The sequence below is a fragment of the Streptomyces sp. NPDC048172 genome (genome assembly GCF_043202595.1).
Lineage (GTDB): Bacteria > Actinomycetota > Actinomycetes > Streptomycetales > Streptomycetaceae > Streptomyces.
The window spans coordinates 193,268-213,361 of sequence record NZ_JBIDAT010000007.1; the positions used below are offsets into that span (position 1 = coordinate 193,268).

At 71.3% G+C, this 20,094-nt stretch carries 22 protein-coding genes; 15 read left to right on the forward strand and 7 right to left on the reverse strand.

All coding sequences use genetic code 11. From position 1 onward, the window contains the following. The first annotated feature begins 96 nt into the window (after window positions 1-96). Complete coding sequence (locus tag ACGF3A_RS30345; RefSeq protein ID WP_393733579.1) at window positions 97-372, forward strand: protealysin inhibitor emfourin; 276 nt, start codon at window positions 97-99, stop codon at window positions 370-372. Here ACGF3A_RS30345 and ACGF3A_RS30350 read toward each other — a convergent pair. Further along, on the reverse strand, window positions 360-1,142 hold the full coding sequence (locus ACGF3A_RS30350; protein ID WP_393733580.1) for an HAD family acid phosphatase: 783 nt from the start codon (window positions 1,140-1,142) through the stop codon (window positions 360-362). The two genes, ACGF3A_RS30345 and ACGF3A_RS30350, sit on opposite strands and share 13 nt — an antisense overlap. A 200-nt stretch (window positions 1,143-1,342) precedes the next feature. On the opposite strand from ACGF3A_RS30350, the gene ACGF3A_RS30355 reads away from it, so the two are divergent. Next, window positions 1,343-2,665, forward strand: coding sequence for a glucarate dehydratase family protein (locus ACGF3A_RS30355; protein WP_393733581.1), 1,323 nt, complete (start codon window positions 1,343-1,345; stop codon window positions 2,663-2,665). A 402-nt stretch (window positions 2,666-3,067) separates the two neighbouring features. On the opposite strand, the gene ACGF3A_RS30360 is transcribed toward ACGF3A_RS30355, so the two are convergent. Then, window positions 3,068-4,393: a 6-phospho-beta-glucosidase gene (locus ACGF3A_RS30360; protein ID WP_393733582.1), complete on the reverse strand. Its 1,326-nt coding sequence runs from the start codon at window positions 4,391-4,393 to the stop codon at window positions 3,068-3,070. Between the two features lie 141 nt (window positions 4,394-4,534). Between ACGF3A_RS30360 and ACGF3A_RS30365 the strand changes: the two genes are divergently transcribed. Then, window positions 4,535-5,677, forward strand: coding sequence for a carbohydrate kinase family protein (locus ACGF3A_RS30365; protein WP_393733583.1), 1,143 nt, complete (start codon window positions 4,535-4,537; stop codon window positions 5,675-5,677). A 19-nt stretch (window positions 5,678-5,696) separates the two neighbouring features. Continuing rightward, entirely contained in the window at window positions 5,697-6,098 is a 402-nt protein-coding gene (locus ACGF3A_RS30370; protein WP_393733584.1) for a DUF3592 domain-containing protein, read from the forward strand. Here the strand turns inward: ACGF3A_RS30370 and ACGF3A_RS30375 are convergent. Both ACGF3A_RS30375 and ACGF3A_RS30380 read right to left on the reverse strand, forming a co-directional pair. Beyond that, a complete protein-coding gene (locus ACGF3A_RS30375; protein WP_393733585.1) occupies window positions 6,079-7,140 on the reverse strand; it encodes a hypothetical protein in 1,062 nt (353 codons plus the stop codon). The two genes, ACGF3A_RS30370 and ACGF3A_RS30375, sit on opposite strands and share 20 nt — an antisense overlap. After that, window positions 7,131-7,556, reverse strand: a complete 426-nt coding sequence (locus ACGF3A_RS30380; RefSeq protein ID WP_393733586.1) for an ATP-binding protein — start codon at window positions 7,554-7,556, stop codon at window positions 7,131-7,133. The genes ACGF3A_RS30375 and ACGF3A_RS30380 overlap by 10 nt, the downstream gene beginning before the upstream one ends. A gap of 143 nt (window positions 7,557-7,699) precedes the next feature. Here ACGF3A_RS30380 and ACGF3A_RS30385 point away from each other — a divergent pair, with 143 nt between their 5' ends. The 7 genes from ACGF3A_RS30385 (at window position 7,700) to ACGF3A_RS30415 (ending at window position 12,840) form a co-directional block, all read left to right on the forward strand. Next, window positions 7,700-8,521, forward strand: coding sequence for a helix-turn-helix domain-containing protein (locus tag ACGF3A_RS30385; protein ID WP_393733587.1), 822 nt, complete (start codon window positions 7,700-7,702; stop codon window positions 8,519-8,521). After that, window positions 8,518-8,721 (forward strand): DUF397 domain-containing protein, encoded by a 204-nt coding sequence (locus tag ACGF3A_RS30390; RefSeq protein WP_393733588.1) that lies wholly within the window; start codon window positions 8,518-8,520, stop codon window positions 8,719-8,721. The genes ACGF3A_RS30385 and ACGF3A_RS30390 overlap by 4 nt, the downstream gene beginning before the upstream one ends. Before the next feature lie 91 nt (window positions 8,722-8,812). Then, window positions 8,813-9,847, forward strand: coding sequence for a PhoH family protein (locus tag ACGF3A_RS30395; RefSeq protein WP_393733589.1), 1,035 nt, complete (start codon window positions 8,813-8,815; stop codon window positions 9,845-9,847). Window positions 9,848-9,859: 12 nt separating this feature from the next. Beyond that, window positions 9,860-10,360: an rRNA maturation RNase YbeY gene (ybeY, locus tag ACGF3A_RS30400; RefSeq protein WP_393733590.1), complete on the forward strand. Its 501-nt coding sequence runs from the start codon at window positions 9,860-9,862 to the stop codon at window positions 10,358-10,360. A gap of 19 nt (window positions 10,361-10,379) precedes the next feature. Beyond that, the gene (locus ACGF3A_RS30405) at window positions 10,380-11,696 is read left to right on the forward strand and encodes a hemolysin family protein (RefSeq protein ID WP_393733845.1); all 1,317 of its coding nucleotides are present in this window, start codon (window positions 10,380-10,382) and stop codon (window positions 11,694-11,696) included. A gap of 12 nt (window positions 11,697-11,708) precedes the next feature. Then, complete coding sequence (locus ACGF3A_RS30410) at window positions 11,709-12,071, forward strand: MmcQ/YjbR family DNA-binding protein (RefSeq protein ID WP_393733591.1); 363 nt, start codon at window positions 11,709-11,711, stop codon at window positions 12,069-12,071. Window positions 12,072-12,126: 55 nt separating this feature from the next. Then, the gene (locus ACGF3A_RS30415) at window positions 12,127-12,840 is read left to right on the forward strand and encodes a hypothetical protein (RefSeq protein WP_393733592.1); all 714 of its coding nucleotides are present in this window, start codon (window positions 12,127-12,129) and stop codon (window positions 12,838-12,840) included. Between the two features lie 46 nt (window positions 12,841-12,886). Here the strand turns inward: ACGF3A_RS30415 and ACGF3A_RS30420 are convergent, their stop codons facing one another. Next, window positions 12,887-14,398, reverse strand: a complete 1,512-nt coding sequence (locus ACGF3A_RS30420) for an MFS transporter (protein WP_393733593.1) — start codon at window positions 14,396-14,398, stop codon at window positions 12,887-12,889. An 88-nt stretch (window positions 14,399-14,486) separates the two neighbouring features. Between ACGF3A_RS30420 and ACGF3A_RS30425 the strand changes: the two genes are divergently transcribed. The 3 genes from ACGF3A_RS30425 to era are packed head-to-tail and all read left to right on the forward strand — an operon-like array spanning window position 14,487 to window position 16,826. Beyond that, window positions 14,487-15,428 (forward strand): helix-turn-helix transcriptional regulator, encoded by a 942-nt coding sequence (locus ACGF3A_RS30425; RefSeq protein WP_393733594.1) that lies wholly within the window; start codon window positions 14,487-14,489, stop codon window positions 15,426-15,428. Window positions 15,429-15,455: 27 nt separating this feature from the next. Beyond that, entirely contained in the window at window positions 15,456-15,806 is a 351-nt protein-coding gene (locus ACGF3A_RS30430) for a cytidine deaminase (protein ID WP_393733595.1), read from the forward strand. 57 nt (window positions 15,807-15,863) lie between these two features. Beyond that, complete coding sequence (gene era / locus ACGF3A_RS30435; protein ID WP_393733596.1) at window positions 15,864-16,826, forward strand: GTPase Era; 963 nt, start codon at window positions 15,864-15,866, stop codon at window positions 16,824-16,826. A gap of 377 nt (window positions 16,827-17,203) precedes the next feature. Here the strand turns inward: era and ACGF3A_RS30440 are convergent, their stop codons facing one another. Further along, window positions 17,204-17,947 carry a TetR/AcrR family transcriptional regulator gene (locus tag ACGF3A_RS30440; RefSeq protein ID WP_393733597.1) on the reverse strand — a complete coding sequence of 248 codons (744 nt, stop codon included), beginning with the start codon at window positions 17,945-17,947 and terminating at the stop codon, window positions 17,204-17,206. 119 nt (window positions 17,948-18,066) lie between these two features. Here ACGF3A_RS30440 and ACGF3A_RS30445 point away from each other — a divergent pair, with 119 nt between their 5' ends. Further along, window positions 18,067-19,140 (forward strand): alpha/beta fold hydrolase, encoded by a 1,074-nt coding sequence (locus ACGF3A_RS30445; RefSeq protein WP_393733598.1) that lies wholly within the window; start codon window positions 18,067-18,069, stop codon window positions 19,138-19,140. A gap of 23 nt (window positions 19,141-19,163) precedes the next feature. On the opposite strand, the gene ACGF3A_RS30450 is transcribed toward ACGF3A_RS30445, so the two are convergent. Further along, window positions 19,164-20,078 (reverse strand): ribonuclease Z, encoded by a 915-nt coding sequence (locus ACGF3A_RS30450; protein WP_393733599.1) that lies wholly within the window; start codon window positions 20,076-20,078, stop codon window positions 19,164-19,166. Window positions 20,079-20,094 lie beyond the last annotated feature (16 nt).

Sequence of the window (20,094 nt, forward strand, 5' to 3'; positions counted from 1 at the left end):
CGCGACAAGCCACAGCGAACCGCGCGGCCTGCGACGGACGGAAAGGGGCACCCCGTCCCCAGCCCGGAGAAGAGGGCAACAGAGAGGATGCCTCGCATGAACATCACGGTCATTCGCACAGGCGGCTTCGGCGGGCTCACCCGCCGGGCCACTCTCGACACGGCGGGCCGCGCGGACGCCGCCGAGCTCGCCGCGCTGGCCCGCGACTCCCTGGTCCAGGGGCGGGGCCAGCGCCCGATGGGCGTGCCCGACGGCTTCCACTACGAGATCGTCGTGGACGGCAACACCGCCTACTGCGCCGATCCGCGGCTGACCGAGTCACAGTCGGCGCTGATCACCAAGGTGCTCAAGGAGGGTGATCAGGGCAGGTAGTACATGGGGTTCGGGAGCTTGACCTCGCGCTGGGCGTGGCCGCCCTTCAGATCGCTGTACTGGTCGCCGAAGTTGGCGAGGATGTCGTACCCCTGGGACTCGATGTGCGCACGGGTGCCCGACTTGTACTCGACGGTCGTGCAGTCGTCGCCGCACTCCAGGTACGGGGGCGGGTTCTTCTCGTCCTTCAGGTAGAAGTGCGACTTGTTGACGGGCACCTCGTAACCGGCCTTCTTGAGGTTCCGGACGCTCCAGTCGCGCTGGTACTCCTTGCGGCCCGTGAGGAAGAAGACCGTGATCCCCTCCTTGTGGGCCCAGTTGACCAGCTTCGTCATGCCGAAGACCGGGTCCATGTCGGTCGTCCGCAGGTACTCGTCCTGGGCCTTCGGGTCGAAGTCGTAGCCGATACGGCGCTCGAAGTTGTACGTGAGCAGGGTGGTGTCGTCGACGTCGAGGACGATCGCGGGCTTGCCGTGCGTCTTCGCGGACTTCCCCAGCCCCTTCTCCAGGTCGCGGCGCGCGTCCTTGGCGATGCCCCGGACCTGCTTGGCGTAGTTGCTCTTCGGCGAGGCGTAGTGCTCGCCGTCCTCGGTCTCGATGTCCCCGTAGTACGCCTCGATCTTCTCCTTGACCTGGTCGAGGTTGGGGATCTCCTTGTCGCTGCGGGGCACGGAGTGCTCGGCGGTGGCCTGGCCGATGCCGAAGAAGGCACTGCCGGCCACGGCGGCGACGGCGACGAGGGGGAGGGCGGTTCTCAGGGGGCGGCGCATGCGCGGCTCCTCGGTTGGCAGGGGCATGGCGGTCGCGGGGAACCTAACACCGGTGCCAACCCCCCATCTACGCGCGGAGATTCAACGTTCCGTAAAGGCCGACGGCGCCGGTAGCACCCTTGACCCGCACTCGTTCACCTCCATAACCTCCGTGCGTATACGTAAACGAGCGCTGAGAGCTGTGAGCCGGGAGCCGCCGCATGCGTACGTCCGCTACGTCTGCTACGTCCGCGAAGGACCTGACCATCACCGACGTACGGCTCACGCCCGTGCTCGTCGCCGACCCCCCGCTCCTCAACACCCAGGGCGTGCACCAGCCGTACACCCCGAGGCTGATCGTCGAGGTGGAGACGGCGGGCGGGCACACCGGCGTCGGGGAGACCTACGGCGACACCAAGTACCTGGAGCTGGCCCGCCCGTTCGCGGACGCCCTCCCCGGGCGCCGGGTCAGCGATCTGAACGGCCTCATGAAGCTGGCCGGTCAGGTCTCCGTGGACGCGGGGCGCGTCGAGACCGGGGTGGACGTCGGCGGGCTGCGGGGCGTGCAGACCGCGGAGAAGCTGCGGCTCTCCGTCGCCTCCGGCTTCGAGGTCGCCTGCCTGGACGCGCTCGGCAAGGCGACGGGGATGCCGGTGCACGCCCTGCTCGGCGGCAAGGTCCGCGACCGCGTGGACTTCAGCGCCTACCTCTTCTACCGCTGGGCGGAACACCCCGGCGGCGCGGGCGAGCCGGACGACTGGGAGGAGGCCACCGACCCGGCGGGCATCGTCCGGCAGGCGCGGCGCCTCGCGGACGAACACGGCTTCACCTCGTTCAAGCTCAAGGGCGGCGTCTACGAGCCGGAGCGCGAGGTCGAGGCGGTCCGCGCCCTCGCCGAGGCGTTCCCCGGCTGCCCGCTGCGGCTGGACCCCAACGGCGCCTGGTCGGTGCCGACCTCGCTCAAGGTCGCCGAGGCGCTGCGCGGCACGCTCCAGTACCTGGAGGACCCCGCGAGCGGCACCCCCGCGATGGCGGAGGTCGCCCGCGCCGCGGGGATCCCGCTCGCGACCAACATGTGCGTGACGACGTTCGGCGAGATACCGGAGGCCTTCTTCCAGGGGGCCGTCCAGGTCGTCCTCAGCGACCACCACTACTGGGGCGGCTTGCGCGCGACACGCGAACTGGCGGCCCTCTGCCGTACGTTCGGCGTCGGGCTGTCCATGCACTCCAACACCCACCTGGGCATCAGCCTGGCCGCGATGACGCACGTCGCGGCGACCGTCCCCAACCTCGACTACGCCTGCGACAGCCACTATCCCTGGCAGACCGAGGACGTCCTGACCACCCGCCTCACCTTCCACGACGGCCACGTCACGGTCTCCGACGCACCCGGCCTCGGCATCACCCTGGACCCCGACAGGCTCACGGTCCTGCACGAGCGCTGGCTGTCCGCCGAGTACGGTGCGATGCGGGACCGTGACGACGGGGCGGCGATGCGGGTCGCGGACCCGGACTGGGTCACGCCCCAGGTTCCACGCTGGTAAGAAGCCCTGCCCCTTGCGGCTCCGCCGCGTGGGCGCGCCCGGTTCAAGACTTCTGGGCTTGCCCCTCCAGGGGCGCGGGGAACTGCGCGCCAAGCCACGACGCACTCGCAGCCCGCGAACCACAGCCCGGGGCACCCCGAACCCGGCCCCGTTGCGCGGGGCACCCGGCGTGGGGGGGCTGCGCTTGCCAACCCTGCGCCTTGCGCAGACTTCCCAAGCACAGCGGAGGGAGAAGCGCAGATCCCCCAAGCTTCGCGGGAGGGAGGGGCAGACGTGCCCCGTTAGGGGCGCGGGGAACTGCGCGGCCAGCCACTTCGCAGCCGCAGCCCGCGAAGCACAGCGAGGGGCAGCCTCTGCCCGGCGGCCGAGCAGAGGGCAGTCGGAACAGCGGCCGTACCCGGATCAGTATCCGGCGTGCTCCAAGATGCGCCCGGCCACTGCTGGGGAGTCGACCAAGGGGTGGAGGGCGAGGGCCCGGAGGGCCGCTCGGTGGGAGCCGGAGAGGCCCGCTTCGACGGCGGCCAACTCGACCGCCTTGAGCTGGAGCATCAGGCCTAGCTCCGCCTCGCCCAGGGGCGCGACAGGGAGAGGGCGGGGCCCGGCCCCGTCGACGTCGCACACCGTCTCGACGATCGCGTCCGGCGCCAGCGAAGGGACCGTCGTCCCGTTGCGTACGTTCAGCACGAGCCGCGCCCGCTCCCCGCGGGCGATGGCCCGCATGAGGGCAAGGGCGACCTGGTCGTAGCCGCCGCCGTCGAGGTCGCAGGTGTCGCGCGACCAGCCCCCCGTGGCCTCACGGCTCTCCGCCATGTACGTCTCCTCGCGCTCCAGACGGGTGCGCTCCCACAGGGCGTACGCGTCCGAGGAACCGGCCGTCGCACGGGCGAAGAAGTCGCCCTGCTGCTGGTCGAGGAATTCCCCGCGCGTCGACTCCGCCGTACGGACCGCGGCAAGCGTCTCGCGCCGGAAGTAGTAGTAGTGCAGGTACTCGTTGGGCAGTTCGCCCAGCGCGCGCAGCCATTCGGCCCCGAAGAGCTTGCCCTCCTCAAAAGAGGTCAGCGCTTCCGTGTCGGCCAGGAGTCCCGGCAGCAGTTCGCGCCCCGTGGAGTCCCGCAGGGAGCGGAGCCAGCCCAGGTGGTTGAGGCCCGTGTAGTCGTACGACACGGTGTCCGGGTCGGCGCCCGCCGCGCGCGCGGCACGGCGCACCAGGCCGACCGGCGAGTCGCAGATGCCGATGACCCGCTCGCCCAGGACGCGGGCCATGGCCTCGGTCACCATCCCGGCGGGGTTCGTGAAGTTGATGACCCACGCGTCGGGGGCGAGCGCACGGACCCGTTCGGCGATACGGACGGCCACGGGGACCGTACGGAGCGCGTAGAGGACGCCGCCCGCGCCGACCGTCTCCTGGCCGAGCACGCCCTCGGAGAGCGGGATCCGCTCGTCCCGTACGCGTCCTGCCGTACCGCCCACGCGGATCGCGGAGAAGACGAAGTCCGTACCGCGCAGCGCGTCGTCCAGATCGTCGGCGATCCGTACGGTCGGCGCGTCCGGCACGCCCTCGGCCTGTGCGGACAGTACGGACGCGATCACGGCCAGCCGGTCACGGTCCGTGTCGTGCAGGACGAGTTCCGTGCAGCGCCCGGGAGTTCCGGCGCGGGCCTCGGCCAGCAGCGAGCGGTGGACCAGGGGAACGCGGAACCCGCCCCCGCCGAGAATCGTCAGCCTCATACGGCGGAACGTACCTCACGGGGAGACCGGATTCCCGAGGGGCTCGGGCCCACGACCGACTATGGTCGGCCGTACCGCTGGAGTGGCACCGACCTCGCGGCGACCTCGCGGTACGGCCCGCACCCCGACAGGGAGAGCACGTTGAGTACGCGCAAGACCCCCAGCTCAAGAGCCCCCCGCAAGCACCACGAGCAGCGGTTCGACCCGCTGGCGCAGCTCCGCGCGCCCGGTGACCCCCGGTGGGACGTCTACCTGACGGGCACGGTCTTCCTGGACATCATCTTCACCGGGCTCGACTCGGCCCCCGTGCGCGGCACGGAGTCCTGGGCCCGGGGCATGGGATCGAGCCCGGGCGGCATCGCGAACATGGCGACGGCCCTGGCCCGCCTCGGCCTGCACACCTCCCTCGCTGCGGCCTTCGGCGACGACATGTACGGCGACTACTGCCACGACGCGCTGGAGCACGGCGAGGGCATCGACCTGTCGCTCTCGCACACCGTGCCGGGCTGGCACTCCCCCGTCACCGTCTCGATGGCGTACGAGGGCGAGCGCACGATGATCTCCCACGGCCACGAGGCGCCCGCCAAGGACGCGGCGGCGTACGACCCGGAGGCCCCGGAGTGCCCGCCCGCCGCGCGCGCCTGCGTCTCCTCCCTCGTCCCGGGCCGCCCGCAGGAGTGGATCGCGGCGGCGGCCCGGCGCGGCAGCCGCATCTTCGCCGACGTGGGCTGGGACGAGACGGGCCGCTGGGACCTGTCCTCCCTCGCCGAGCTGGGCGACTGCGAGGCCTTCCTCCCGAACGCCGTCGAGGCCATGCGCTACACCGGCACCGACTGCCCCCGCTCCGCCGCGCACGTGCTCACCGAGTACGTGCCGCTGGCCGTCGTCACCATGGGCTCCGAGGGCGCCTACGCGGTCGACGGGCGTACGGGCGAGACCGCCGACGTCCCCGCGATCGCCGTCGAGGCGCTGGACACGACGGGCGCGGGCGACGTCTTCGTGGCGGGCTTCGTGACCGGCAGCCTCGCGGGCTGGCCGCTGGCCGACCGCCTCGCCTTCGCGGGCCTCACGGCCTCGCTCTCGGTCCAGGAGTTCGGCGGCTCGCTCTCGGCCCCGAGCTGGGCGGAGATCGCCGAGTGGTGGCACGGAGCGCGTGCCGCGCGCCCCACCGGTCCCGCCGGTACGGGCTCCCCGTACGCCTTCCTGGACACCCTCCTCACCGGCTGCGACCCGGCCCCGCCGCCCCGCCGCGCCGTCCCCACGCTGGGCTTCCGCGCGGGCTAGAACGTCAGGAGGGGCGACCATGTGGCTGCTGGTGCTGTGTCTGCTCACGGGCCCCGTCATCATCGCGGTCGGCATCCGCGAGGAGGCGCACCAGCGCCGCCTGCGGCGCGAGGGGGTCACCACCGAGGGCCGGGTGGTCCGCCACCGCGTCTCGCGCCACCAGGGGAGCAACAGCTACTTCGCGGTGGTCGGCTTCACCGACGCCCAGGGCATCCGGCACGAGTTCGAGGCGAAGGTGTCCGGGGTCGCGGGCCTGCCCGTGGGAGGACGCGCCCCGGTCCGCTACCTCCCCGGCGCCCCGAAGACGGCACGGATCGACGGCTCCCGGCAACGCCTCTGGGGCCTCGCGCTCCCCCTCCTCGTCGGCACCGCCTTCACGGCCGCCGGACTCTGGGGCGTCCTCACCGGCCTGCCCCGTTGAGTCCGCCCCACAGCTCGCCGGGCCCCGGCCGTACGCCCCGCCCGTAGACGAAGAGCAGCACGAGCAGTCCCCAGGCGCTCAGCGCGTACGGCTGTACGACCGACGGCAGGCCCAGCAGGGCGATCCCGGCGCCGCCCCCGCCGATCAGCAGGACGGCGAGGGCCAGCCGCACCAGCTCGTACGAGCGCACGGGCTCGACGTCCCTCAGCTCCTCCTCGTCCAGCAGCGCCCCCACCCGCCCGTCGGCGTACCGCTCGGCCACCGTGAGCAGCAGCTCCCCCAGCTCCCTGAGCGCGGCGTGCGGCTCGCTGTCGAGCCGGGCCTCCGCCCTGCGCAGTACGGCCACCACGCGCCCGGCGTGCCGCTTCAGCTCGGCCCTCCGGTGCGAGCGCATCGACACCGCGCCGCGTTTCCAGTGCGCCCGCGCCAGGGTCCGCGCCACGCCCTGCATCTGGTCGCCCACCTTGCGCCGCGCCTTCAAGTGCCGCTCGCCGCCCACGCGATGCGCCTCCGCGCACGCCTCCACCGCGCGGGCGAACACGAGCACGGGCAGGGCGCGGGACACCGGGTGGATGGACCTCGTGTCCATCGCCGGTACGCCGTAGAGCGTCAGCAGAGGAACGACGAGCATCCCGACGGCGATGAAGACGAGGGCGAAGGCCACCGCCAGCGACACGGCAAGCAGCACCAGCAGCACCGCGATCGCGAGGCCCCTGGGCAGCCGGTCGACGGCGTCGAGCAGCTGCTCCGTGGACGAGGGCGGCCCCTCGTCCGCGTTCTGCCGGTCGTCGAACGTCGACAGCGCCAGCTGGAGCAGGACCCCGAGCACGACCCACGCCTGGAACAGCAGGATCGTCCGCCCCCACTCGGCGCGGCGCCGGTGCCGGGCCCAGATCCGGAGCTGTACGCGCACGCGCCGGGGCACCGGCCGCGTGACCCCGAGCCGGATCAACGCCCCCTCGAACCGCTCTATCTCCCGATCCCCGTGCTTGGTGACCCGCACTCCCACGCGCCATCCGGTACGCCAGAACGTCAACGGCATAGCCGTGAGCATGTCACGACAGCCCACACCGTCTTCCCGGGTCCGTCCCGCTCGTCCACGCCCCAGCTCTCCGCGAGCGCGTCCACGAGAGCCAGCCCGTACCCGTCCTCGCCCCGTACGGGCAGCGCCGGATGGGTGTCCGAGACCTCGATCCGTACGCCCCCGCCGTCATCCTCTTGTGTCAGCACCACCTCGAAGTCCCGCCCCGGCACGTGCCCGTGCAGCACGGCGTTGGCGGCGAGTTCGGCCACGACGAGCGCGAGCTTCTCCGACAGCTCGCTGCCGAACGGCACTCCCCACTCGTCGAGCTGGCAGGCCGCCAGTCTGCGCGCGAGCCGTGCCCCGCGCCGGGTCGCGGAGAACCGCTGGACGAACACACGGACGGTGACGGGCTCATCGGCCCGTGGTGCTGACATGAGGCCAACCTTCGCGAGCGGACCTCCGCCTCTCCAGGCACAGCACCCATACAACTCACACTGGGTGGGTTGACTCTCTGGACTGGGTGAGTAACCACCCGTAACGATGGTCGCGTTGGGGAACGGCGCGAAAGGCAGACTCAATGGCGAGTGAACCCGAACTCTCGGACAGCCTCAAGACCTTCGGCGTGGTCCTCAAAGCACTCCGCGAAGAGGCGCACCTCACCCAGGAGGAGTTCGCCCCACGGGTGCGCTACTCCCCCGGCTACGTAGCCAAGATCGAACAGGGCAAGCGGTTCCCTCCGGGGGTTCTGCCGGAACGGGCGGCGCTGGTACTTGGCCCGCTGGCCGGAAAGGTCCTCCACGTCGCCCTTCGGAGCCTCACCCGGAAGGCGGGCCTGGCCTCGTGGTTCCACGAGTGGGCGACGATCGAGGAGGAGGCGGTCTCGCTCTACGCGTACGAGTGCCGGGTGATTCCTGGGCTGTTGCAGCCCGAGCCGTATATTCGGGCGATCTTCGAGAGGCGGCTGCCCCCCGTTTCGGACGAACAGATCCAACGTGAGGTCACAGCCCGGCTCGCGCGTCAGGAGCTTCTGGAACGACGCTCCGGGACAGCGTTCAGCTTCGTACTGGAGCAGTGCCTGCTGGAGCGCAACATGGGAGGCTCCGAGGTCACCCGTTGCGTGATCGACCACCTGTTGGAGGTCGGCAGTCGGAACCACGTCGAGATCCAGATCATGCCGCTGCGCAACGAGGATCACGCGGGCCACGACGGGCAGTTGTACCTCGCCGAGAGCCCGAACAACCAGTGGTTCGGCTACACCGAAGGGCATCGGTCGAGCTACCTGATCACGGACCCTAAAGACGTGAGCGTGCTGCAGCAGCGCTACGGAAGGCTGCGTTCCCAAGCACTGGACTGCCGGGCTACGGTGAGCCTGCTGGAACAGTTGCGAGGAGCGCTATGAGCACCAGTAGAGGGCTGTCCTGGTTCAAGAGCAGCTACAGCGGGAGCGAGGGCGACAACTGCGTCGAGGTCGCAGTCGCCCCCCGGGCCGTCCACGTGCGGGACTCGAAGGACAAGGGGATCAGCCCTCTCACGGCCTCCCCGGAGTCGTGGACGGCATTCATCGTGACCGTCCGGTCACGCACCGCACGCGGCCGGTAATTCCATGAGGGCTGTCGGTGCCCCGTCGTACTCTTGAGGTCCAGAGAAGGCTCGCGCGACGAGGGAGATGAGCTGGCCCCAGAGGCCGCCCATGGCACAGACAACCCAGAATCAGAACGGATCCGGGCGGGGAAACACCCCTGAGACGACCGCCCGCTTCACCGTTCCCGCCAAGCACCCGATGGTGACGGTGCTGGGCTCCGGTGACTCCCTGCTGCGCGTGATCGAGAGCGCGTTCCCGAAGGCGGACATCCATGTCCGGGGGAACGAGATCAGCGCCACTGGCGATGCCCGCGAAGTGGCGCTGGTCCAGCGCCTGTTCGACGAGATGATGCTCGTGCTGCGCACCGGCCAGCCGATGACGGAGGACGCGGTGGAGCGCTCCATCGCGATGCTCCGCGAGCAGGAGAACGGCACGGGCGCCCCGGAGACGCCCGCCGAGGTCCTCACGCAGAACATCCTGTCGAACCGTGGCCGCACGATCCGCCCCAAGACGCTCAACCAGAAGCGTTACGTGGACGCGATCGACAAGCACACGGTCGTCTTCGGCATCGGCCCGGCCGGCACCGGCAAGACGTATCTCGCCATGGCCAAGGCCGTGCAGGCGCTCCAGGCGAAGCAGGTCACGCGGATCATCCTGACGCGTCCGGCGGTGGAGGCGGGCGAGCGGCTCGGCTTCCTGCCCGGGACGCTCTACGAGAAGATCGACCCGTATCTGCGCCCGCTCTACGACGCGCTGCACGACATGCTGGACCCGGACTCGATCCCGAGGCTGATGGCCGCCGGGACGATCGAGGTGGCGCCCCTCGCATACATGAGGGGTCGCACCCTTAATGACGCGTTCATCATTCTCGACGAGGCGCAGAACACGAATCCCGAGCAGATGAAGATGTTCCTGACGCGGCTCGGCTTCGAGTCGAAGATCGTCGTGACGGGTGACGTCACTCAGGTGGATCTTCCCGGCGGGACGAAGAGCGGGCTGCGGCAGGTCAAGGAGATCCTTGAGGGGGTCGAGGACGTGCATTTCTCGCAGCTCGACAGCACGGATGTCGTCCGGCACAAGCTGGTCGGCCGTATCGTCGACGCGTACGACCGTTACGACAACGGCCACGATCACAGGAAGTAACCCACCCGCACCATGTCGATCGACGTCAACAACGAATCCGGCCGTACGGTCGACGAGGAGTCCCTCCTCGACATCGCCCGTTACGCGCTGGCACGGATGCGCATCCACCCGCTCTCGGAGCTGTCGGTGATCGTTGTCGACGCCGACACGATGGAGCGGCTGCACATCCAGTGGATGGACCTGCCGGGTCCCACCGACGTGATGTCCTTCCCGATGGACGAGCTCCGGCCGCCGTCGCGGGACGAGGAGGAGCCTCCGCAGGGCCTCCTCGGGGACATCGTGCTCTGCCCCGACGTGGCGGAGAAGCAGGGCGCCGAGGCGCCGACGCAGCACTCCATGGACGAGGAGATGCAGCTCCTCACCGTCCACGGGGTGCTGCACCTGCTGGGGTACGACCACGAGGAGCCCGCGGAGAAGGCCGAGATGTTCGGCCTCCAGGCCGCGATCGTCGACGGATGGCGCGCCGAGCGCGGCATGGAGGGGCCTTCCCCGGCCCCGACCACGACCTCGTGAGCGCGGCGTCATGAGCTCGGTGACCGCCCAGCTCGTCGCCTCGGGGGTGCTGCTCGTCGTCGTGGCGTGGCTCGCCGCCTGCGCGGAGGCGGGCCTCGCCCGGACGACGAGCTACCGCGCGGAGGAGGCCGTACGGCAGGGGCGGCGCGGCAGCGCCAAGCTGGCCGCCGTCGCGGCCGACCCGACGCGCTATCTGAACCTCGCGCTGCTGCTGCGCGTCGCCGCCGAGGTCGCGGCGGGGTCCCTGGTGACGTACGCGTGTCTGCGGGCGTTCAAGGAGAACTGGGAGGCGCTGACCGTCGCGATCGTCGTGATGGTCCTCGTCTCGTACGTCGCGATCGGCGTCTCGCCCCGCACCATCGGCCGCCAGCACCCGCTGAACACGGCGACGGCCGCGGCGTACGTCCTGGTGCCGCTGGCCCGCATCCTGGGCCCGGTCCCCCAGCTCCTGATCCTGCTGGGCAACGCGCTGACGCCCGGCAAGGGCTTCCGCAAGGGCCCGTTCGCGAGCGAGGCCGAGCTGCGCGCGATGGTGGACCTCGCCGAGCGCGAGTCGCTGATCGAGGCCGAGGAACGGAAGATGGTCCACTCCGTCTTCCAGCTCGGCGACCGTCTGGTGCGCGAGGTGATGGTGCCGCGCACGGACCTGATCACCATCGAGCGGTTCAAGACCATCCGCCAGGGCCTGACGCTGGCACTGCGCTCCGGCTTCTCCCGCATCCCGGTGGTGGGGGAGAACGAGGACGACGTCGTCGGCATCGTCTACCTCAAGGACCTGGCGCGGAAGGTCCACATCAACCGCGACACCGAGACCGAGCTCGTCTCGACCGCGATGCGCCCCGCGACCTTCGTCCCCGACACCAAGAACGCGGGCGACCTGCTGCGCGAGATGCAGCAGGACCGTATCCACGTCGCGGTCGTCATCGACGAGTACGGCGGCACGGCCGGGATCGTCACGATCGAGGACATCCTGGAGGAGATCGTCGGCGAGATCACCGACGAGTACGACCGCGAGCTGCCGCCCGTCGAGGACCTGGGCGAGGACCGCTACCGCGTCACGGCCCGCCTCGACATCGGCGACCTCGGCGAGCTGTACGGGCTGACGGGGCTGGACGACGAGGACGTCGAGACGGTCGGCGGCCTCCTCGCGAAGTCCCTGGGCCGGGTCCCCATCGCGGGCGCGGCGACGACGGTGGACGTGACCGAGGACCGCCTCGACCCCAGCCTGACCGCGCTGCGGCTGACCGCGGAGGCCCCGGCGGGGCGGCGGAACAGGATCGTGACGGTGCTCGTCGAGCCGGTGCGCTCCGAGCCCACGGACGACGAGGAGAGCTGAGGTGAGGGCCCCGTGACCCCGGACGAGTTGAAGGCGTACTGCCTCGGCCTGAACGGGGCGTGGGAGGACTTCCCCTTCCCCCGTAACGCGGAGCTGTGCACGTTCAAGGTGCAGGCCAAGATCTTCGCCTTCACCGCGCTCGACACCGACCCCCTGCGGGTCAGCCTGAAGTGCGAGCCCGAGCTCGCCGTCCAGCTGCGCGAGGCCCACGCGGCGATCGCCCCGGGCTGGCACCTGAACAAGCGCCACTGGAACACGGTCACCCTCGACGGCTCCCTCCCCGACGGGATGGTCCGCGATCTGATCGAGGATTCGTACGATTTGGTCGTCGCCGGGCTCCCGCGCGCGGAGCGGCTCCGTCTGGACCGTCCGTAGACCGACCGGCCCTCGTCGGCTCGCGGGCGTACGCCGGTGCTGGTGGGCTGGCGCCATGTCCCGCGCCCTTGCTCTCCGTACGCCCGCCGCCCTCGCCGTCCTCGCCCTCGCACTGACCGCCGGGTGCGGGGACGGGTCCTCGTCGTCCGGCGACTCCAGTTCGTCCAGCCCCTCGCCCTCTTCTTCCCCCTCTTCGAGCGCACTCAGCAAGACGGAGCTGAAGAAGGCGCTGCTCACCAAGGAGGACTTCCCGTCCGGCTGGTCCGCGACCGATCTGGGCGCGAGCGACAAGGCGGGCGGCCTCGGCGCGGACAACAAGGAGTGTCAGGGGCTGCTCGACACCCTCTCCGGGGACAAGGCGCACGCGGAGGCCGACCGGGACTTCCAGAAGTCGGACTCGGGCCCGTTCGTCTCGAACGGCGTCGCCTCTTATGAGAAGGGCGGCGCGAAGAAGGCCCTGCGCGACTTCAAGCGGCTCAGCTCGCGGTGCGAGGGCTTCACCTCGAAGGACGGCGGCGGCTCGGTGACGTTCACCGTCGCCCCCATGACACTGCCCGCCTTCGGCGACGAGAGCGGGGCCCTGCGCCTCACCGGCAAGGCCAAGGGCGGCCCCGCCGACGGGCTGAGCATCAGCATGGACCTCGCCCTGGCACGCGTCGGGCCGAGCACGACAGGTGTGGCCCACATGTCGGTGCTCGGCCCGGACAGCAAGATCACCCCAAAACTGATGCGGAAGTCTGTGGAGCGGCTGCGTGAAAGTGCCCCGTAAGGGGCGCGGGGAACTGCGCGACCGGCCAAGGAGCACCCGCGGCCCGCTACGAACGGGCAGGGGCACCCTCTGAACGGATGTTGTTCCGGCGCAGGGCGAAGAAGACCAGGACGCCGATGACCGTGACGGCGATGGCGTCGACGCCAAGCCCCAGTTTGATGCCGCTCAGAGCGGCATCAGCGGCGGGCGTACCGCCATCACGCAGCGCGCCGGACCAGCTGACCGAGAGCGCGCTCAGCAGCGGGATGCCGAGGGCCATGCCGAGCTGCATCGCGCTGGTGACCAGCGACGTCGCACGGCCCTGGTCCTCGTCGGCGAGACCGGAGGTGGCGGTCACGCCGTAGGTGACGACGGCCACCAGGTGCATGCCGCTGGCCAGCGAGAGGCCGACGACCACCAGCCACAGGCCGGAGTCCACGCCGATGCCCAGCAGCGTCGCCGTCAGCACGCCCTGGCCGACGAGGCCGAACGCGAGGGTGCGCGGGGCGCCGACACGGCGGGCGATACGGGGCGCGACGGCGCCGCCGACGATCGAGGCCACGCCCTGCACGCCGAAGACGAGCCCGGAGACGAGCGGCGAGACGCCGAGGGTGTCCTGAAGGTAGAGGGTGAGGAGGAAGACGGCGGCGGTCATCATCGAGACGCTGGCGAGCCCGCCCAGGTTGCCGAACGCGACGGTCGGGCGGCGCAGCATCCACAGCGGGAGCAGCGGCTCGGGGCTGCGGGCCTCGATCCGGATGAACAGGCCGAGCAGTACGAGGCCGCCGACCAGCGCCGTGAGGACGTCGGGGCGGGTGAAGCCCTCCTCGGCGGCGGTGGAGAGGGCGTAGACGACACCGAGGAGTCCGCCGGTGACGGTGAGGGCGCCGGGGATGTCGAGCCGGGCGCGCTCGCCCCGGCTCTCGGCGAGCATGCGCGGCGCGACGAGCAGCACGGCCGTGCCGCCGACGCCGAGCAGGCCCATGGTGGAGCGCCAGCCGAGGGTGTCGGTGAGGACGCCGCCGACGACCATGCCGACGGTGAAGCCGAGCGCCATCAGCGAGCCGTTGATGCTGAGCGCCTTGGTCCGCTTGGGGCCCTCGGCGAAGGAGGTGGTGATCAGCGCCATGCCGGTGGGTACGAGCGCGGCGGCGCCGAGTCCCTGGAGCGCGCGGCCGGTGAGGAAGAGCGCCGCGTTGGGCGCGAGCGCTGCCAGCACGGAGGCGGCCGTGAAGAGGGCCAGGCCGGTCAGGAACGTACGGCGGCGGCCGAGCTGGTCGCCGAGGCGGCCGAAGAGGAGCAGGAAGCTGCCGGTCGGGAGGGCGAAGGCGGTGACGGCCCACTGCAGCCCGGCCTCGCCGAGGCCCAGGTCGGGGCCGAGGACGGGAAGGGCGACGTTGAGGACGGAGAAGTCGAGGGCGACCAGGAACTGGGAGGCGCAGAGCACGACCAGGACCAGCTTCTCGCGGGCGCTGAAGCGCGCGGCCTCGGGCGCGGGCGCGGCGGGGGGTGACGGCGTGGCCTTAGCCGTGTCCACGGCGGTCTCGTAGGGGTCCCGGGGTGCGGTCTTGGTTGGCATGCGCAAGATCCTGCTGCGGCGGAACAGACCGTAGGGAGACGCTGTTTATGGTGGTGGTACGACCACCAGCCAGGGAGGGGACCGACAGGTGGCAGTCGGCGAGAGCACACCGCCCGCGAGGGCGACCAGCGAGAAGACGCGGCGCGGCGCGGAGCTGCGCGAGTTCCTGCGGTCGCGTCGGGCGCGTGTCAGCCCCACCGAGGCGGGGCTGCCCGACGGCGGGGCCAGGCGCCGCACGCCGGGGCTGCGCCGCGAGGAGGTGGCGGTGCTCGCCGGGGTCGGCGCGTCCTGGTACCAGTGGCTGGAGCAGGGGCGGGACATCACCGTCTCGCCGCAGGTGCTGGACGCGGTCTCGCGCGTGCTGCGGATGAGCCCCACGGAGCGCCGCCATCTGTACATGCTGGCGGGGCTCAATCCCCCGCTCCCCCAGTCCGACTTCGACCGGGACCATCTGTGCGCGGGCATGCAGCGGCTGCTGGACGGCTGGCTGCCGAACCCGGCGGTGATCCTGGACCCGTACTGGAACGCGGTGGCGCTGAACGAGACCGCGCGGCACACCTTCGGCATCCGCGAGCAGGACAACTGCATCCTGGACTTCTTCCTCAACCCGCACTACCGGGTGCGCGCCAGCAGCTGGGAGCAGAACGCGCCGCACGTCGTCTCGCAGCTGCGCGCCTCGCTCGCCGAGTGGCCGCAGGACGAGGGCTTCCAGGAGCTGTTCGAGCGGCTCCGGAGCGAGAGCGAGCCCTTCGTGGAGCTGTGGGCGCAGGCCGACGTGAGCCTGCCGGGCCAGCTCCTCAAGGAGGTCGAGCACCCGGCGGTCGGCACGCTGCGCTTCGAGTCGACCACGCTCCAGGTGCCCGCGCGCCCTGACCTGAAGGTCGTGCTGCACAACCCGGTGCCGGGGTCGGGCACGGCCGAGCGGCTGGAGCGGCTGCTGCGGCCGGAGGTGCTGCGTTCGGCGATCCGCCCGGTCCCCCCGGTTCCGCCGGTTCCCCCGGTCCCGCCGGTCCGCCCCGTCGCGAGCTGAGCCCTCGCCCCGCATATCCTCGCTCTCATGACCGACCAGGAACTGGACCCCGAAGACCGCAAGATCCTCACCCTGGCGCGCAGCGCCCGCGCCCGTAACTCCGTGCCGGAGGGCGCGGCCGTACGCGACGAGACGGGGCGTACGTACGTCGCGGGCACCGTCGCGCTGCCCTCACTCCGGCTCTCCGCGCTGCGCACGGCGGTGGCCATGGCCGTCGCCTCGGGCGCGACCTCGCTGGAGGCCGCGGCCGTCGTCGCGGAAGCGGAGGCCGTGCCGGACGAGGACCTGGCGGCCGTACGCGACCTGGGCGGCTCCGCCACGCCCGTACTGCTCGCTGGCCCGGACGGGACCCTGCGCGCGACCGTCACGGCGGGCTGACGCCGGTCGCTGGGAGGTCTGTCGGGGCCGGGCGCGGCATCGGGGACAATGGTCGTCATGAACGCATCCTCCGCCGCCCCCTCCGAGGTCTCCGAAGCCGCCGGTGAGCCGCACCGCTCGGGCTTCGCCTGCTTCGTCGGCCGCCCGAACGCGGGCAAGTCGACGCTGACCAACGCGCTGGTGGGCACGAAGGTCGCGATCACCTCCAACCGCCCGCAGACCACCCGGCACACGGTGCGCGGCATCGTGCACCGCCCGGAGGCGCAGCTCGTCCTCGTCGACACCCCGGGCCTGCACAAGCCGCGCACGCTGCTCGGCGAGCGGCTCAACGACGTCGTGCGGACGACGTGGGCCGAGGTCGACGTCATCGGCTTCTGCCTGCCGGCCGACCAGAAGATCGGGCCCGGCGACCGTTTCATCGCCGCCGAGCTGGCGGCGATGAAGAAGACGCCCAAGGTCGCGATCGTCACCAAGACCGACCTGGTCGAGAACGACGCGCTGGCGGAGCAGCTCATCGCCGTCGACCAGCTCGGCAAGGAGCTGGGCCTCGAATGGGCCGAGATCGTCCCCGTCTCGGCGACCGCCGACAAGCAGGTCGGACTGCTGGCCGACCTCCTGGTCCCCCTCCTGCCCGAGGGCCCCGCGCTCTACCCGGACGGCGACCTCACGGACGAGCCCGAACAGGTCATGGTCGCCGAGCTGATCCGGGAGGCCGCGCTGGAGGGCGTACGGGACGAGCTCCCGCACTCGATCGCCGTGGTCGTCGAGGAGATGCTGCCGCGTGAGGGGCGCCCGGCGGAGAAGCCCCTGCTGGACATCCACGCCAACATCTTCATCGAGCGGCCCAGCCAGAAGGGCATCGTGATCGGACCGAAGGGCCAGCGCCTGAAGGATGTCGGGACGACGTCCCGCCGCCACATCGAGGCTCTCCTCGGCACGCCGGTCTACCTCGACCTTCACGTCAAGGTCGCCAAGGACTGGCAACGAGACCCGAAGCAACTCCGCCGCCTCGGCTTCTGACCCGGGCTGCCGCCACTTCTCCGGCCGGCGCCTGACGCGGTTCGCCTACGGGGCTGCCCCTACTGCTCCCTCCACCCCACTGGGCTTGGGAAGTCTGCGCAAGGCGCAGGGTTGGCAAGCGCAGCCCCCTTCGCCGGGTGCCCCGCGTACAGGGCCGGGTTCGGGGTGCCCCGGGCTGTGCTTCGCGGGGCGCGCCCGCGTCGTGGCTGGTCGCGCAGTTCCCCGCGCCCCTAAGGGAACAGGGGCAAGCCCCGATGCGTCGTGACCGGTCGCGCCCCGCGGCGGAGCCGCAAATCAAACACAGCCCCGCGCACCTGAGGGAGAAGGGGCAAGCCCAAAAGTCTTGGGCCCGGCGCGCCCCGCGGCGGAGGCGCACATCAAACACAGGCCCGCGCGGACGAACCCACAAGCTCCTGGATGCCGTTGAGTACGCAGGTGAGGCCGAAGGCGAGGGGGTCGGCGCCGGTGGGGGTGAAGGCGCCCGCGGCGATGGCCCGGGTGAGGGCGGGGTAGCGGTCGGCGTGCGCGGTGAGCTGGTCGGTGGTGAGGCGGTCCCACTCCCGGTCACCTCGTTCGTCGCGGTCGAGCGCCTCCTGGGTGAGGTTGCGCACCAGGCTCAGGACGAGGATCGCGGCGTCGTGACGTTGGCGGGCGGTGAGTCCGGTCTCCTCCAGGGAGGCCAGGGCGGTATCGAGCCAGGCCACTTGGTGCGGGCCCATGGCGTGGCGGCGGAGCCCCGTAGCGGTCAGGATCCAGGGGTGGGCGCGGTAGACGTCCCAGCAGGCGCGGGCCCAGGCTTCGAGGCGGGGGCGCCAGCCGCCCCGTACGCGGGTGAGGTCGGGCGGATCGCTGAGCACTGTGTCGACCATCAGGTCGATGAGGTCGGGCTTGCCCGGGACGTAGCGGTACAGGGCCATCGTGGTGACCCCGAGCAGCTCGGCCACCCGCTGCATGGACAGGGCATCGAGCCCTTCGGCGTCGGCGATCTCGACGCCGCGGCGGGCCACTTGGGCGGGCGTGAACTTCGGTTTGGGCCCGCGCCGCGGACGGCCGTCGCCGGCTCCCCACAGCAGCGCGAGGCTGGCGCCCGGGTCGCGGTCGCTCTCCTTGTTCGCCGGCACACCGGCCTCCTCTCCGTCAGCGGGCTTGCGCCTCCTTCAATCAACCGTGTATAAGATACACAGTTATTAACCGTGTATCACATACACAGTTTCTGGGTTCGCATCCCCTGGAGGACGTCATGCTCGCTACCGTCATCACCACGGCCGCCTGCGCCACCGTCGCCGCCCCTGCCGTCGGCCTTCTCGGGCGCCGCGCGCTCGTCCGCTCCGCCGGTGCCCGGCGGCTGCGCATCACCGGCAGCCGCGGCATCGACGAGCAGTACTTCGCCACGTTCGGCGGCCTCGACCAGTGGCTCCACATCCGCGGCGAGGACCGCGACAACCCGGTACTCGTGGAACTGCACGGCGGCCCCGGCTCGTCCAACTCGATCCTGGCCAACGTCTCCCGCGACTGGGAGCGCCACGTCACCCTGGTGCGCTGGGACATGCGCGGCACCGGCAAGACCCTGCGTCGCTCCGGGCCGGACGGCCAGGGCGAGTTGTCCTTCGAGCGGCTGCTGCGGGACGCCGTGGAGGTCGTGGAGCACGTCCGCGAGCGCCTCGGCGTGCAGCGGGTCATCCTGCTGGGCTGCTCCTTCGGCAGCGCCATCGCGATGCGCCTCGCACGCAGCCACCCGCACCTCGTCAGCGCGTACATCGGCACCGATCAGAAGATCTTCGACGGCGGCCGGGACACCACCGACTACTACGCCGCCCTGGACCGGCTCGCCCAGGCGGGCAAGCGGAAGGAACTGGCCGCCGTCCGCGAGATGGGCCCCGACCAGCGGAGCTGGAGCGCCGAGCAGTTCAGCCACTTCAACCGCTTCGCCTCCGCCACCGACCCCCACACGTTCGCCGCGATGAAGTCCTTGGTGATGAAGTCGCTGTGGTACTCGCCCCTGCACTCGCTGCGCGAGATCGTCACCTTCTTCAAGAGCTTCATGGTCTCGGCCGCCGTGCTGCCGGACACCGCCGCCTTCGACGACTGGGCCGACGGCACCCGCTTCGACGTCCCGTTCTTCCTCGTCCAAGGCGCCTGCGACTTGGTGAACACACCCGCCCGCGCCCGCGCCTACTTCGACGACGTCCAGGCACCGGTCAAGGAATTCACCCTCATCGAGGACGCCGGCCACTTCGCCCTCTACAAACGCCCCGAGGTCTTCCTCGATCTCCTCCGGACCCGCATCCTGCTCACCCTCCCCGCCACCCGATGAAGCACCCGGCCCCCGCGCCCCTGTCAGCTCCTTCGCTTCGGGACCGGCACCCTCGTCAGGTCCTCGGCCACCGTCAGCTCGCCCTCGAAGCCCGCGGAACGCGCTTCGCGCGCAAACGCCCCCGCGTCGGAGTAGCGCTGCGAGAAGTGGGTGAGGACGAGATGGCGTACACCCGCCTCCGCGGCGACGGCACCCGCCTGGCGGGCAGTCAGGTGCCCCGACTCAGAAGCCAGCGCAGCGTCCTCGTGGAGGAAGGTCGACTCGATCACCAGCAGGTCGCAGCCCTCGGCGAGCGCGTGGACGCCGTCGCAGAGGCGGGTGTCCATGATGAAGGCGAAGTGCTGGCCGGGACGCGGTTCGCTGACGTCCTCCAGGCGTACGCCCCGGAGCTCGCCCTCGCGCTGGATACGGCCAATGTCCGGCCCCGCGATGCCGTGCGCGGCGAGCCGTGCGGGGTCCATGCGGCGGGAGTCCGGTTCGGAGAGGCGGTAGCCGAACGCGGGGACGCGGTGCGACAGTTCGCGCGCGGTGAGAGTGAACGGCAGTTCGCCGGGGGCGGTGAGGTCCCCGGGGCCGTGCACGGGGGCCTCGCGGAGGTCCGCCGTCTCGTGGTACGGCGTGGCGTACCGGAGGCGGTCGAACCAGCGCTGCCCGCTCGCCGGGTAGTGCGCGGTGACCGGGTGCGGCACCCGGTCGAGGCTGAGGTGCTGGACGACGCCGGGCAGGCCGAGGCAGTGGTCGCCGTGGAAGTGCGTCAGGCAGATCCGGGTGAGGTCGTGCGCGGCGACGCCCATGCGCGTCATCTGACGCTGCGTGCCCTCGCCGGGGTCGAAGAGGAGGCCCTCGCCGTCCCAGAGGAGCACGTACCCGTTGTGGTTGCGGTGCCGCGTCGGCACCTGGCTGGCGGTGCCGAGCACGACCAGTTCTCGCGCGGACAATCTCCGTACGCTCCGG